We start from the raw sequence: 13,766 nt of genomic DNA, 5'->3' as shown, positions 1-13,766 counted from the left end.
GAGGTAAGTTAATAAAAAGAATTTAAAGTATGCAAAGAGCTTGGTTGATCGCCGGATGTTTCTTGTTATTTGGCAGTGCTTGCTCAACATCCAACGGTTTACAAACCACTGGGCACATCAGTCAAAGTACTGCTTCGATGCCCAGCGCTGCGATTCCGCCGCTGGTGCCATCTATTCCTATTTTGCCCAAACCCAATGTGCGCCAGCAACTCGAAGTTTACAGCGTCGTCGTTAGTCAGCTTGGGGTTCATGATTTATTGTTTGCTTTGGCGCGTGACGCACGCATCAATATCGACGTGCATCCTGCGGTGAGTGGCAATATTACGCTGAACGCGATTAATCAAACCTTGCCACAAATTCTCGATCGCATTGCCGGGCAAGCTGATATTCGTTGGAGCATGGTTAATGGTGTGCTCACCGTGGTGCCGGATACGCCAACGCTGCGCATTTACCAGCTCGATTATTTTAATTTGCAGCGCACCATGCGCTCGAATTTAAATATTTTAAATTCAGTTAAATCGGTTTCAGACCCAAGTAATGCCAGCAATAGCACCGGTAGTACCTCGTTTTCGGCGATTGATAGCGAGTCGAAAAATCTATTTTGGCAGCGATTAGAAAACAATCTAAAAGAAATCCTCGATATTAAACCTGAGCCCGTGCCAACGAGCGCAGCAACGAGCAAACTTAGCCAATACGCGGCACAACAAGCGTTACTGCCAGGTCAGGCGCAAACTACGGCCATCGAAAACAGCGCCAAGCTAGAAAAAACGCTGGCGCAAATCGACAAAATCCAAGCCGAAACGCTCGCCATCCAACAACAAGCCGTGCAGGCGGCCTCATCCGTTGCACCGGTCGCCAATTTAGTGGTTATCCATCCTGAAACCGGCACCATTAGCATTCGGGCGACGCAAAAATCGCAGCAAAAAGTGGCCGAGTATTTGGCCAAGATTCAAGCCTCTGCGCAGCGGCAAGTCTTGATCGAAGCCACGATTGTTGAAGTGGTGCTCAGTGATCAATATCAGGCGGGTATTGATTGGGCGCAAATCGCCACCGGCGCCGGTTGGAGCTTTGGGCAAAGCGTATTGGCGAATAATCTGGCGACTGCGCCGGTGAGTTTATTGGCTTACAAAAGTAATAACTTTAATGCCACGGTGAAATTACTCGAGCAATTTGGCAAAACCCGAGTGCTCTCTAGCCCCAAAATTACTGCGCTGAATAATCAACCGGCGGTGATGAAAGTGGTGGAAGAGCTGGTTTATTTCACCATCACCGTCACGCCGGCCACATCAGACACCAATGGCATCATTACCCCAGCGGCGTATGAGAGCGTGCTGCATACCGTGCCGGTGGGGTTGGTGATGCAGGTGACGCCGCAGATTTCTGAATCGGGCGCGATTTCAATGAATGTACGGCCGACCATTACCAATGTCAGCGGTTATGTTGAAGATCCAGCGGTGGCGATTATTGCGTCGACCACCAAAATGGCCTTAAAAAGCTTGGTGCCGGAATTACAGGTGCGCGAGTTTGATTCCACACTCAAAATTGCCAGCGGCCAAATCGCGGTGTTGGGTGGCTTAATTCAAGACAAACAAGTCAATTTACGCCAAGGCGTGCCGGGTTTATCGCGCTTGCCGTGGATAGGCGATGCGTTTAGTTATCGTGACGACAAAGTCAGCAAGATCGAATTGGTGGTGTTTTTGCGCCCGATCATGATTAAAGATCAAGGCGTTGACCCAAGTATTTTGCCGAGTGCAGATTTTTTTAATCCCAAATCAGCGCCAGAATTGTCGGCGTTTCAAAGTGGGCTGATGCCTTCTATAGGGCCGGCGCAATGAATGTGCCAAGCTTCAAATCCCCCGAGGGCGTGCCCGCAGATTTAAGCGCCGTCGATGAGGTCGCTGCGACCGTCAATCGCTCGGCTGGCAAAAAACATATCAGCCAGTTTAAACATGCTCTGGCGGCGAGTTTGCCATGGTTGATTGTTGGTGGCGGCATCGTGCTTGGCTTGGGGCTAGCCTACGTATTTTTACCGTATCAAATATCAGCACCACCCATGCTGGCGAGCGCAGCGCTTGGCCGTGAAGCGGTCTCTACTGAATCCGCCGCTGGTCAATTGGTCACCAGTGCATCGGTCGCTACCACTTGGCAATTGAACACTCCAGTTGATGGGTATGTTGATATAGCATCCTCAGCTAAAGCGCTAGAAGCCAATACCCAGCTTGTTCAAGCGTCAGCGCCCTCGGCTAGCCCTAAGCGCTCAGTGCCGCAATCACAATTGAATGTGAGCACGCAGCCAGTTCGGCCAAGTGGGCCGCCGCATTTAGCGGGCGTGACGCAGATAAAACCGCAGATTCAACGGCAGCCAGCGAACTCGGTTGACCCCTTACTGCCAGCATGGCAAGCCTACCAACAAGGTGATTTTACGCAGGCCGAGCAGTATTACCAGCAAGCGATGCAGCAAAACCCGCGGCAACGCGATGCGGTTTTGGGTTTGGCAGCGATCGCACAAATCCGTGGTGATACACCACGCGCACAACGTCTGTATCAGCAACTCTTGCAGCTGCACCCTGAAGATGCCGCGGTGAAACAGGCGTTGATGGCATTGCCACAAGCGGTGGCTGAGCAAGATATTTTGCAATTAGAGCAAAGCGGCCAAGCTGATCCACAGGTGTTAGCGCAGTTTTATGCCCGCGAGCAGCGTTGGAGCCAAGCGCAGGCGCAGTTTTTTATCGTTTATAGCCAAAACCCCAGCGCCACGGCGGCGTTTAATTTGGCGGTGAGCTTAGATCATTTGCAGCAGCCCACCTTGGCGCTGCAATATTATCGGCAAGCTTTACAAGGCGTCGGGACGTTTGATCGTTCGGCGGTGCAGCAACGGATTGCGGCCTTAAGCGCAGCCCCCTTGTCGAGTGAGGGACAACATGCTGCAAAGCACTAAACGGCGCTTGGGTGAGCAGTTAATTGATAAAGGATTGATTTCTGACGATCAATTGCGCATCGCCTTGCTTGAGCAGCGCCAATCAGGGTTGTTATTAGGCAAAATTTTGGTGGATTTGGGGTTTTTATCCGATCACGTGTTACGCGAAGCACTGTCGGAAAATCTAGGCCAAGTCAGTATCGATTTGAGCCGCGTTATTTGTGATGCGCTAGCGATTGCTTTACTCCCCAAGGCGATGGCCAAGCGCTTATTGATTTTGCCGATTGGTTTAAATCCAGCACAAACCAAGCTGACGGTCGCCATGGCCAATCCCAATCATTTATTACAGATAGATCAGCTGCGGTTACACACGCAAGGGCAATTTGAGATCGAAGTGGTGTTAGCCGCCGAATCCGATTTAATCCGCGCCATTGATCAATATTATGGTTTTGAATTATCCATTGACGGCATTTTGCGCGAAATCGAAACCGGTGAAATTGATTACGGCAGCTTAAATCATTCGCAGTTTGAATATTCGCAACCGGTGGTGCGTTTGATCGATGCCTTATTGGCCGACGCCGTGCGCTGCGGCGCGTCGGATATTCATTTTGAGCCCGAATCGTCTTTTGTTCGCATCCGCTATCGAATTGACGGCGTTTTACGGCAAATCCGCGCGCTGCATAAAACCTATTGGCCAGCGATGGTGGTGCGGCTAAAAGTGCTGGCACAGATGAATATTGCCGAAACGCGTGCCGCGCAAGACGGGCGAATTTCGCTGACTTTGGCCGGACGGGCGATGGATTTTCGCGTGTCGGCGCAGCCAACCAGTTGGGGCGAAAACTTAGTGTTGCGGATTTTAGATCGCCAAAATGGATTGTTGAGCTTGGCTGAGCTCGATTTAAGCGCGGCGAATTTAGCGTTATTGCAGCAGATGATTCGCCGCCCCGCAGGGATGATTTTGCTCACTGGGCCGACGGGATCGGGCAAAACCACCACCTTGTATTCGATTTTAAATCACATCAATTCAGTCGCGCTCAATATCATGACGCTGGAAGATCCGGTTGAATATCCATTGCCATTGATACGGCAAACGTCGGTGAGCGAAGCCGCCAAAATGGACTTTGTGACTGGCATTCGCTCGATGCTGCGCCAAGACCCCGATGTGATTTTGATTGGTGAAATTCGCGATCATGCCACCGCCGAAATGGCGTTTCAAGCGGCGATGACTGGGCATTTGGTGTATTCCACTTTGCACAGTAATTCGGCAATGGGCGCGGTGCCGCGCTTACTCGATATTGGCGTGCTGCCGGATATTCTGTCGGGCAATATCATCGGTATTATCGCGCAGCGTTTAATTCGCCGCCTCTGCATGGCTTGCCGTGAGGGGTATAGCCCTGATGAATATGAAAGAAGCGTATTGCAGTTAGATACCCAAGATGTACAAATCTATCGTGCGGTAGGTTGTGCACAATGCGCGCAACAAGGTTACCAAGGCCGCAGCACGGTGAGTGAAATCTTAAAGCTGGATCTTGACCTTGATGAATTGATCGCCCGCCGCGCCAGCTTTAAAGAAATCCGCGAACTAGCGATGCGTAAAGGTTTTAAAAGCTTGGCTGACGACGCTTGCCGCCGCGTCAAAGAGGGGGTGTCGACCTTCGACGAGATTGCTCGCGTGGTGGATTTAAGCGAGCGGATGCCGTGATGCAGTTTGAATATCGCGCCGCTGATGCGCAGGGCAAAATCCAACAAGGCGGCATGGATGCGGCCAATTTGGCCGATATTGAGTTGCGTTTGTCGCGCTTGGGTTTAACGCTGATTGATGCCAGAAGCCATACTCAGCCGCGCCGCCGTTGGCGCCGCGTGCGAATCAGTCGCCGCGATTTAATCACGTTTACGTTTCATTTAGAGCAATTGCTGCGTGCCGGTTTGCCTTTGCTCGCGGGTTTAATCGATTTGCGCGATCACCTCGAACAGCCGCAATTTCGTGAAGTGCTGGCCACGGTGATTGATGATATTGAAGGCGGTTGCTTGTTGTCGCAAGCGCTGGCGGCGCATCCCTTGGTATTTGACGCGGTGATGGTGCAAATGATTCATGCCGGCGAAGTCAGCGGGCAATTAGTAACGGTATTACAAGGACTGACCACCTCGTTGCAGTGGCAAGATGAGTTAAGCGAGCAGAGCCAAAAAATCCTACTGTATCCGGCCTTTGTCGCCTGTTTGGTGTTGGCGGTACTGGTGTTTTTATTGCTGTACTTAGTGCCGCAATTATTAGGATTTTTGCAGGCGATGCAACAAAGCATACCGTGGCATACCCAGCTGTTATTGGCGCTAGCCGATGGTTTACAGCATTTTTGGTGGTTGATTTTAATTAGCCTTGCTGCGGCGTATGCACTGCTGTCGTGGGCGCGCCAGCATGATGAGCGCTTTGCTGATCGACTCGCCGCATGGCAATTGCAGCTGCCGCTGGTGGGGCCGATTCAACAAAAAATTATTTTGGCGCGCTTTGCCAACTGTTTTGCACTGCTGTATCGCGCAGGGATTCCGATTTTAGATTGCCTAAAGATTTGCCAAGGTGTGGTGGGGCATCGGGTGATTGCCGCTGAATTACGCCAGATTACGCAATTAATGCATGAAGGGCAGGGTTTGAGTGCGAGCTTTACTCAGCGGCGCTTTTTTCCGCCGCTGGTGCTGCGCATGCTGCATATTGGTGAAACCACTGGGCAATTGGATCAAGCGCTGGGCAATGTGGCGTATTTTTATCAGCGCGATATTAAATTGGCGGTCGCACAAGCACAAACGCTGCTCGAACCGATGTTAACGGTGATACTCGGCTTGTTGCTCGCTTGGGTGATGTCGGCGGTGTTGCTACCGATTTTTGATACCTTGAGTCAAATTCGATGAAGCGCTTAGTTTTACTGCTAACGCCAACGCATATCGCCGCCTTGTGCTGGTCTAATCAAGGCGCGCGGCCCTTAGCGCATTTTAATCACGACGCTGCTGGCCTTGCTGACTTGGCGCAGTTCGCGCTGCAGCAGCAACAGCGCTTATTTTATATTTTGACCGATTTAGCTGAGGAAGACTTTCAACAAGAAATGATTCCTCATCTGGCGCGTAAAGATCAGCAGCGCTTGATTGGGCGTAAGTTAGAACAGCGCTATCGCGGTGTGCCTTATCGGCAAGGACAAGTGCATCGCCAGCTAGGCGCGCAAGATCAATTGCAACTTTCCGCCTTACTCAATGAAGCGCTGCTCAATGCGCTGATCAGTACTTTGCTGGCAGCACAATGCGCGATTGTGGGTGTGTATTCGGTGGCGTTGTTAACGCAAAATTTACTGCAAAAATTGTCGCTAGATTGGCCGCACTTACTCATTATGTCGCGCTCGACCCCCGAGACGCTGCGGCAAAGCTATTTTGCCAATGGCGCTTTGCAGTTTTCTCGCTTAGGTTGTCTGGATTCAACTCAGGACTTATTGGCGCAAGCAGAAGAAATTATTCAAGAAGTACGGCGTGCGCGGCAATATTTGACGACGCTGCGGGTGATGGCGCGCGGTGAAATCTTGCAGGTATGGGCCCTATTTGACAGCAATATTGCGCAATCGCTACAACAAGTGGCCGCGGATTTGGCGGCCGCAGACGACGAATTAAAGCTCGATTTACAAGTGGATCTGGCTTTTTTACGCCACCAGTTGCAGTTGCCAAGCGAGTGCTCAAGCTGGCTGGATGTTTTGGTGGCGGCATTATTTCGCCTTAATTTGCCCAATCAATATGCGCAGCCTGCAGTGCTGCGTTTTGCTCGCGCCAAACAATTATCCAGACGTATTGAGCTAGGCGCTTTTTCGCTTGTGGCTTTGGCGGCAATACTGCTTAGTTTGGCGCTGTGGCATGGTCAAAAATTGCAGACGCAATGGCCGAGTTTGCAGCAGCAAATTGAGCATGAAACGCAGCAATTAGCCAGCCTGCAACAGATGGCCAGCGACATTGATCCAGTGCAAATGCAAGCGGTGGTGCAGTTGTATCAGCGAGATATGGCCAATTGGCCCAGTGCAGAAGAGACCGCACAGCGTTTTAGTCAGGTGTTGGCGCCGTTTACGCAGCTGCAATTGCTTCATTTTCAGTGGCAAACGGGAACGGCGGGCTTGCTGGCGAGCACCGACCCAAATTTGCCGCTACGAGCGCAGCAAATCCAAGTCATTTTGCGCGCCAGCGCTGAAGCAACAGAGCAACAAGCGTGGCAGCAAATGAAGCAATTGGCCGCTCAATTGCAGCGCTGGCCCAATGCCAAAGTGACACTGCTGCCTAGCCCAACTGAAGCGCGCACCAGTGCCAATAGCCATGAATCAGCAGCGGCGCAGCCGATGGATTTTGTATTGCAACTGACATTAGCCAGCTCGCCGCAGGTGGCGCCATGAATCGCGCGTTCAGTTGGCCATTGGAAAAATCGCTGCAACTGGCTTTATGCTGGCTGACTGCTGCGCTGCTTGTAGCAGGGGTATTGCTATGGGGTGCTCATCGATATTGGTCTTGGAGCCAATACGAGCAAGATCGCTTGCAGCAGACTTTAGCTCAGCTGCGCCAGCAAGTGAATCAGCGCCAGCAGGCGTGGCAAAATATTCAGCAGCATCAAGCGCAATTTAAGCGCCTAAACGCCCAATTGATGCTTGGCGCCGAGCATCGCGTTGAGTATTTGCAAGCGCTGGCGCTCTATCGACAACAAAACCCTCAGCAGCAATTGCAGTATCAATTGCAGGCGCCGCAACCTTGGCCTGCAGCAAGCCCGATGGCCAATTTACACACCGTTGCTAGCCCGCTAAATATCCAACTGCGCTTGCGCGACGAAGACGCACTGTCGAATTTTACGCTCTGGCTTAAGCAGCAGCCGGGCTTTACTGCGCCAGCGCGCTGCGAAATGAGCTTGGCCCAGCCCAGTGGCATTGCGTTGAACTGTGATTACCTATGGCTAACGATTCAAGCGCTGGTAACGGAGCCAAGATGAAATACAGGGCAATGTTGAGATTTTTTGTAGATGCTGTGCTGAGCTCGTCGAGCTGGGGCTTTAAACCCCGTCCAAGCGCACCGAGTGCGGAGGGAGACAAACGGTTTTATCGTTTGGCTAACGACAATCGAGGGCACAGCGGAGCTGGGCGCGCTCGGGTCGCCTTTCTTTTCCCCCATTTTCTTTGGCGAGTCAAAGAAAATGGGGTCCCCGTCGCGGACTGCGACTGTAAAACAATGTGCCGCAGGCACTTAAAATCATCAACACATAATCTGAACAAAGCCAAATACAGCGTATTGCTACTGCTCTGTTGGGCCATGCCGGTGTCGGCCGAGTGGGGGCGATTATTTTATACCCCGCAGCAACGGCAGCAATTGCAATCGAGCGCACCGGTTGCCTCCATGCCAGCGGCTTCGCAGCTACGGCGTTTTAACGGTGAATTAATTGGCCCGCGCGGTAAAGTGCAGTGGTTGGATGGTCAGATTGCATCTGTGCCAGCGGGTGCTAAGCCTGGCTCTGTGGTTGATGTCAGAAAATAATTATTAAAATTTCATATGTATTTCAGCTAGCTAGTGCTTGAATAAGAAAAGCATCGTTTTGATGTGTTGTTGAATGGGAAGATCGATGAAAAACATTAAGCCTTTATTGATCGCGTTTATCGCAATTGTGATTAGTGTTGCCTTATTACAATTTGTGCTGCTGTTTGTTTTTTTGAATCAGCTCCAGTCGCTACGCCAGTATGAACACACTCAGATCGACCCCTTAGTGACGTATTTGGTGCAAGTGAAGCATGATGTGGTGCAAATTCAGCAGTACATTACTGACTCGGCGGTAACCCAAGAGAGTGACGGCATTGCTGATGCGAAAAAATCACTCGCCAGTGCCGAAAAAAATATCGCGGCAATCAGTCAGTTGGCACCCCAGATGCAAGCTTCGGCTGATTTGTTGCAAGCCAATGCGCGGCAACTGTGGGCGACTGGGCTGCAAATGGTCGCCACTTACGCTCAAAGCCGTGAGGCCGGTAATGTGCTAATGAAAGCGCCAAAAACCGGCTTTGATGCGCAGTCGGATGCGTTGCAAGCGCAGATTGATCAATTGCAGCTCGCGGTGGATGCTTTGCAATCGCAAACGGTGCAAGCGATTGATCACAAGATTGAGGCGATTTTCTGGCTCGGCTTAAGCATGAGTTTGGTATTGGTGTTTGTGGTTAGTCTCGGTGGCCTCTTTGTTTACCGCTTTATTATGAAAATATTGGGTGGAGAGCCTTCAGTCGGTAATGAGGCGGCACATTATTTAGAGCAAGGCGATTTAACTTATATCGTGCCGGTGAAAGAGGGTGATCAAACCAGCTTACTGGCCACGCTATCGCGAATGCGCGGACGTTGGACGGATGTGATTTCTAGCTTGAACGGACAGACCGCCATGTTATTGGGCAGTGCCGAGCAATTAACCGACCAAGCGCAGCATTTATCGCTCTCAAGTGAAGCGCAAAGTCAAAATGCGAAGCAGATTTCCGAGAATGTCGATCAGCTCGCTAGCACGATGGCGAGTATGGCCAAGCAAGCCACAGGGGCGTTTGGCCAAGTCTCGGCCACCGGCGAGGCGGCAATGAAAACCACGCGAGTATTGCAAGAGGTGACGCATGAGGTATTAAGCGTCGAGCAAAGCGTCACGATGTCGGCGCAGCATATTGGCCAGTTGCATGTGCAAATGAGCGAAATTAATTTAATTGTCACCACGATTCGCGAAGTGGCCGATCAAACTAATTTATTGGCGTTAAATGCCGCCATTGAGGCGGCGCGTGCCGGTGAAGCTGGGCGCGGTTTTGCGGTAGTGGCCGATGAAGTGCGCAAACTGGCCGATCGTACCACTGGCTCGGCGCGCTCGATTGGCGAGATGATTGCTGGCATCGGTACCATGACCGATGAAATTATGAAAACCATCAAGCAAAGTGTCGATCGTGTTGGCTCGGGCGTGAGTTTGATTGGCGTGGCGCAAGCGGAAATGCAGCAAGTGCTCAGCGCCTCGATTACCGCGAGTAAAGATATGGCGCAAATTCATGATGCACTAGAAGAAATTAGCCGCAATACCGACGATATTGCCGATTCAGTCGAAAAAATCTCAGTTTCGAGTCAAGATCATTCCACTGCAGCGCAATCGGTGGCCATTACCAGCGTGAATATCAAACAAGTGGCTGAAGCTTTGCGCGGCGATTCGGCGTATTTCAAAGTCAGTAGTGGTAGTGATGATGATATGACTTTGTTTTAGCTTTTCGTCTGCGTGGTTAAAAAAACGCTGTAAACATGGTGTTACAGCGTTTTTTTATGGCTAGCGTAAAATGCGGGCATTGATTGCGTTTGAGCGCGATAGCGGCGAAGGGGTAGTGAGTGTTTGATACGCGTTTGCGTTCTAATATTATGGCCTTGTACTTGGTACAGGGCCTTAATTATGTGGTGTCTTTTGTTACCTTCCCGTTTTTATTGGTGCAATTAGGCACCGAAGGCTTTGGCGTAATGAATTACGCCTTTGCGGCGATTCAGTACGGCGTTTTGCTGACCGATTTTGGTTTTAATTTATCCGCTGTGCGCGATGTGGCGCAAGTGCGTGATGACCCGAAAGCCGCGGCGCGGATTTTTTGGCGCGTTACTTGGGCCAAGCTCGGGCTAATGCTGGTGTCGAGCCTGATTTTATTGCTGCTGACCTTTACTTTGGGTAGTTGGCAAGCGCACGCCGAGGTTTTCTTGTGGAGCCAGCTATATATCCTCAGCTCGGTATTGTTCCCCATTTGGTATTTCCAAGGCTTTGAAAAGCTGCAGCTCGCTTCGGGCTTAATGGTGGTGGCGCGTGCGCTGACCTTGGGCTTTTTATTGCTGTGGGTCAGTGGCCCCAATGACATCGTGTTGGCGGTGATTTTACAAGCGACACCGCAAATCTTAGCCGGTGTGGTTTGGTGGTTTACTGGTTGGGGCGTGGCCAAACCCGAGTGGGTGCGGATTCATTATTCCGAGTTGAAAACCGCGCTCAGAGCCAGTTGGCCGTTTTTTCTGTCGGCGATTTCAACCAGTCTCTACACCACATCGACCACGGTATTGCTGGGTTTATTTTCGACCCCGGTGCAAGTGGGCTTGTTTGCAGCGGCCAGTAAGCTGGTGTATATCGCCCAAGGTTTAATCGGCCCTTTGGTGCAAGCGACTTATCCCCGGATTGCCCAATTGGCGGCAACCGATCAGCCGGCGGCAGTGCGTTTAATTCGCAAAGCATTTTTGATTCAAGGCGCAGTGGGTTTAAGCATGGCTTTGATGCTGGCGCTGTTTTTGCCGCTACTGACGCCGATTAGCGTGGCGTGGTTTGGCGCGGATTTTTCTTTATCCAAGGCGTTTTTAGCGTTAAGCAATTCACAAGCGGTGATGATGTGGTTTGCACCGGTGATTTTGCTCGGCGCTTTGTCTTTGGTGTATGGGCAGCAAACCTTGCTGGTGTTTGGGTTTGAGGGCTATTTCAGTCGTGTGCTGGTGGCCGCTGGCATACTGAATGTGATCTTGATGTGCTGGTGGGTGCCCGGTTCGGCGCAAGGCGGCGTTCGTGCGGCGCAAAGTGTGCTGTGTGTAGAATTATTTATCGTGCTGGCTTTTTGGTGGCGCGCGCGACCGATTTTTCGTCAAGCGGCAGCAATAGGGACAAATCATTGATGAGTTTGGTTTCTTTTCTTTTGCCTTGTTTTAATTCCGAGGCGTATCTACAGCAAACCCTTGATTCAATTGCCGCTCAAACTCATACCCAATGGGAATGTATTGCGATTGATGATGGCTCAACGGATGGCACTTGGGCGTTATTGCAGCAAGCTGCGGCCACTGATTCGCGCTTTAAGGTGATCAGCCGCGAAAATCGCGGTTTGATTGCCACGCTCAATGAAGCGATTGCTTTGGCGCAAGGACAATGGCTGGCACGCATCGACGCCGATGATATTTGCTGGCCACAGCGGTTGGCAATGCAGTTGGCGCGCTTGGCGGAAACCGGCGCCGATGTTTGCGGCACGTGGGTGCGCTTTATTGGCGATCGCTCGGGAGAATGGCAAACGCAAAGTACCGATGCCAGCATTAAAACCGGCTTGCTGTTTAATTCTACGCTGGCCCATCCCACGGTCATGTTGCGCGCCAGTTTAGTGAAAAACGCCGGCTACGACGCGACTGCGATTCACGCCGAAGACTATGCGCTATGGTGCCGTTTGGCTTTGCAAGGCGCGGTGTTTACTGGTGTACCTGCCGTGCTGCTGGATTATCGCTGTCACGCCGGACAGATTACGCAGGCCAAAAAACAGCAACTTCGCGCCACCGCGCAGAAAATTCGTCTCGATTACGCGAGGCAAGCGCTACCTTTGCCCTTGCAAGCCGTCGCGACCGAATGGGCTGAGCTGCTAGAACCGGCTCGTGTATTGACGGTGAGCGAGTGCCGCAGCGTATTTGCGATGTTATTGCAAATCGCGCAGTTTTCTCCGGCGAGCCAACCGGCGCTGGCTGAGGCTTGGTTAGATGCTTTGCAGCGCACGCAAGGCGTGAGTTTGGGTATGTGCTTTGATGCTTTTTCTATCAAGGCTAAGCTACCCATACCCCAGTCAGAAGCCAAAAAATGGCATAAACAAATATTTCGCATGCTGATCAGTGATCGCGTGTGGCAAATCATCAAACGAGCGCAAGCATGAAAATCGCCATTTTTTTACGTGATTTGGGTTTGGGTGGCGTCGAGCGCTGCGCGGTGTTAGTCGGTGAAGCTTTAGCCGCACGCGGTTTCGCGGTGACGCTGGTGCTGCTGGGCGGCAATCGCAATTTATGGACTTCACGCATTAGCCAAGTGCAAGTCGTTGATTTATCCAGTGTGTGGCAGCCACTCAAACCATGGACTTGGCTGGCCGGTTGGCGCGCCGCGCGCCGCGTGGCTCGCGAGCACGATGTGGTGATTGCTGGGACATTTTTACTGCCGCTGTATATGACCTATGCGGCCACGCTGGGTTTAAATAAACGGGTGATGGCTTGGGTGCATGGGCCGTTTTTTGAGCTTGATCAGTTTGCCAAAATGAACCCCGTGCATCGCACGGCATGCCAATTTGTGTATCGGCGGTTGGATGAATTGGTCTTTGTGTCTAATCACGCCAAAGATTCAATGGCGCGCTGGCTGGGTTGCGCCGCCAAAACCACGTGGCAAGTTTTGCCCAATTTTGTCGATGCCGCGCAAGCACTACCTAGCGCCGTGCCACGCGTTGACCCTGCGCCTTTGCGCTTGGTGTTTATTGGCCGGATCGCGACCGAAAAGCAGCCGCACCTGTGGCTGGATACGCTGGCGGCGCTCAATGCCAAAAACGTGGCAGCGCATTTGACCGTTGTTGGCGATGGCCCGCTAGAGACTTGGCTACTCGCCGTCGCTGCTGAGCGGCGTTTGAGTGGGCAAATTACCTTGGTAGGGCGGCAAGAGCATGTCAGCGATTATCTGGCGAACGCCGATGTGTTATTGCTCACGTCGGGCTTTGAAGGTTGCCCCTTGGTGGTGTTGGAGTCCATGCCGATGGGGGTGCTGCTGGCAAGCACCAATGCCGGTGGGGTGTATGAGCTGTTTGCCGAACGGCGCGATGAATTTGTCGTTGGTCAAGCCAGCGGCGCAGCACTGGCCGATTTAATCATTGCACAGCAAACGCACGCCGCCGAGTTAAGTGAATGGCTTAAGCAACGTGCAAAATGCTATGCGCAGGAGGTGTTAATCGATCGTTGGCAGGCGCTGCTTAGCGAGCATCACGACGCTTAAGCGGCTTTGCTGACCGTTCATACAGAATGGGTTGGCATTTGCGACATCTTGTTACGCCAGAAG

Annotated in this window: 11 protein-coding genes; all 11 read left to right on the top strand. The window is 51.8% G+C overall.

The genetic code is table 11. From position 1 onward, the window contains the following. Nucleotides 1-29: 29 nt before the first annotated feature. The 11 genes from HQN60_RS04450 (at nt 30) to HQN60_RS04400 (ending at nt 13,703) form a co-directional block, all read left to right on the top strand. Nucleotides 30-1,835, top strand: a complete 1,806-nt coding sequence (locus HQN60_RS04450; protein ID WP_173532526.1) for a pilus (MSHA type) biogenesis protein MshL — start codon at nt 30-32, stop codon at nt 1,833-1,835. Continuing rightward, entirely contained in the window at nt 1,832-2,938 is a 1,107-nt protein-coding gene (locus tag HQN60_RS04445; RefSeq protein ID WP_173532525.1) for a tetratricopeptide repeat protein, read from the top strand. Before HQN60_RS04450 ends, HQN60_RS04445 begins: the two co-directional genes overlap by 4 nt. Then, nucleotides 2,922-4,619 carry a GspE/PulE family protein gene (locus tag HQN60_RS04440; protein WP_173532524.1) on the top strand — a complete coding sequence of 566 codons (1,698 nt, stop codon included), beginning with the start codon at nt 2,922-2,924 and terminating at the stop codon, nt 4,617-4,619. The genes HQN60_RS04445 and HQN60_RS04440 overlap by 17 nt, the downstream gene beginning before the upstream one ends. Beyond that, nucleotides 4,619-5,818: a type II secretion system F family protein gene (locus HQN60_RS04435; protein WP_173532523.1), complete on the top strand. Its 1,200-nt coding sequence runs from the start codon at nt 4,619-4,621 to the stop codon at nt 5,816-5,818. The genes HQN60_RS04440 and HQN60_RS04435 overlap by 1 nt, the downstream gene beginning before the upstream one ends. Continuing rightward, the gene (locus HQN60_RS04430; protein WP_173532522.1) at nt 5,815-7,326 is read left to right on the top strand and encodes a hypothetical protein; all 1,512 of its coding nucleotides are present in this window, start codon (nt 5,815-5,817) and stop codon (nt 7,324-7,326) included. The genes HQN60_RS04435 and HQN60_RS04430 overlap by 4 nt, the downstream gene beginning before the upstream one ends. Next, nucleotides 7,323-7,910: a hypothetical protein gene (locus tag HQN60_RS04425; protein WP_173532521.1), complete on the top strand. Its 588-nt coding sequence runs from the start codon at nt 7,323-7,325 to the stop codon at nt 7,908-7,910. The genes HQN60_RS04430 and HQN60_RS04425 overlap by 4 nt, the downstream gene beginning before the upstream one ends. 236 nt (nt 7,911-8,146) lie before the next feature. Further along, nucleotides 8,147-8,449, top strand: coding sequence for a hypothetical protein (locus HQN60_RS04420; protein ID WP_173532520.1), 303 nt, complete (start codon nt 8,147-8,149; stop codon nt 8,447-8,449). An 85-nt stretch (nt 8,450-8,534) separates the two neighbouring features. After that, nucleotides 8,535-10,178, top strand: a complete 1,644-nt coding sequence (locus tag HQN60_RS04415; protein ID WP_173532519.1) for a methyl-accepting chemotaxis protein — start codon at nt 8,535-8,537, stop codon at nt 10,176-10,178. Between the two features lie 119 nt (nt 10,179-10,297). Then, the gene (locus HQN60_RS04410; RefSeq protein ID WP_173532518.1) at nt 10,298-11,599 is read left to right on the top strand and encodes an oligosaccharide flippase family protein; all 1,302 of its coding nucleotides are present in this window, start codon (nt 10,298-10,300) and stop codon (nt 11,597-11,599) included. After that, a complete protein-coding gene (locus HQN60_RS04405) occupies nt 11,599-12,609 on the top strand; it encodes a glycosyltransferase family 2 protein (protein ID WP_173532517.1) in 1,011 nt (336 codons plus the stop codon). The genes HQN60_RS04410 and HQN60_RS04405 overlap by 1 nt, the downstream gene beginning before the upstream one ends. After that, a complete protein-coding gene (locus HQN60_RS04400) occupies nt 12,606-13,703 on the top strand; it encodes a glycosyltransferase (RefSeq protein ID WP_173532516.1) in 1,098 nt (365 codons plus the stop codon). The genes HQN60_RS04405 and HQN60_RS04400 overlap by 4 nt, the downstream gene beginning before the upstream one ends. Nucleotides 13,704-13,766: the final 63 nt, after the last annotated feature.

Origin of the sequence: Deefgea piscis (assembly GCF_013284055.1) — a bacterium.
Classification (GTDB): Bacteria; Pseudomonadota; Gammaproteobacteria; order Burkholderiales; family Chitinibacteraceae; genus Deefgea; species Deefgea piscis.
Note: the sequence above shows the minus strand (reverse complement) of the source record. Positions and strands in the feature narration are given on the sequence as shown.

Excerpts from the sequence above, each read along its gene's own strand:
- HQN60_RS04450 (WP_173532526.1), top strand. The coding sequence starts at position 30 with ATGCAAAGAGCTTGGTTGATCGCCGGATGTTTCTTGTTATTTGGCAGT.
- HQN60_RS04445 (WP_173532525.1), top strand. The coding sequence starts at position 1,832 with ATGAATGTGCCAAGCTTCAAATCCCCCGAGGGCGTGCCCGCAGATTTA.
- HQN60_RS04440 (WP_173532524.1), top strand. The coding sequence starts at position 2,922 with ATGCTGCAAAGCACTAAACGGCGCTTGGGTGAGCAGTTAATTGATAAA.
- HQN60_RS04435 (WP_173532523.1), top strand. The coding sequence starts at position 4,619 with ATGCAGTTTGAATATCGCGCCGCTGATGCGCAGGGCAAAATCCAACAA.
- HQN60_RS04430 (WP_173532522.1), top strand. The coding sequence starts at position 5,815 with ATGAAGCGCTTAGTTTTACTGCTAACGCCAACGCATATCGCCGCCTTG.
- HQN60_RS04425 (WP_173532521.1), top strand. The coding sequence starts at position 7,323 with ATGAATCGCGCGTTCAGTTGGCCATTGGAAAAATCGCTGCAACTGGCT.
- HQN60_RS04420 (WP_173532520.1), top strand. The coding sequence starts at position 8,147 with ATGTGCCGCAGGCACTTAAAATCATCAACACATAATCTGAACAAAGCC.
- HQN60_RS04415 (WP_173532519.1), top strand. The coding sequence starts at position 8,535 with ATGAAAAACATTAAGCCTTTATTGATCGCGTTTATCGCAATTGTGATT.
- HQN60_RS04405 (WP_173532517.1), top strand. The coding sequence starts at position 11,599 with ATGAGTTTGGTTTCTTTTCTTTTGCCTTGTTTTAATTCCGAGGCGTAT.
- HQN60_RS04400 (WP_173532516.1), top strand. The coding sequence starts at position 12,606 with ATGAAAATCGCCATTTTTTTACGTGATTTGGGTTTGGGTGGCGTCGAG.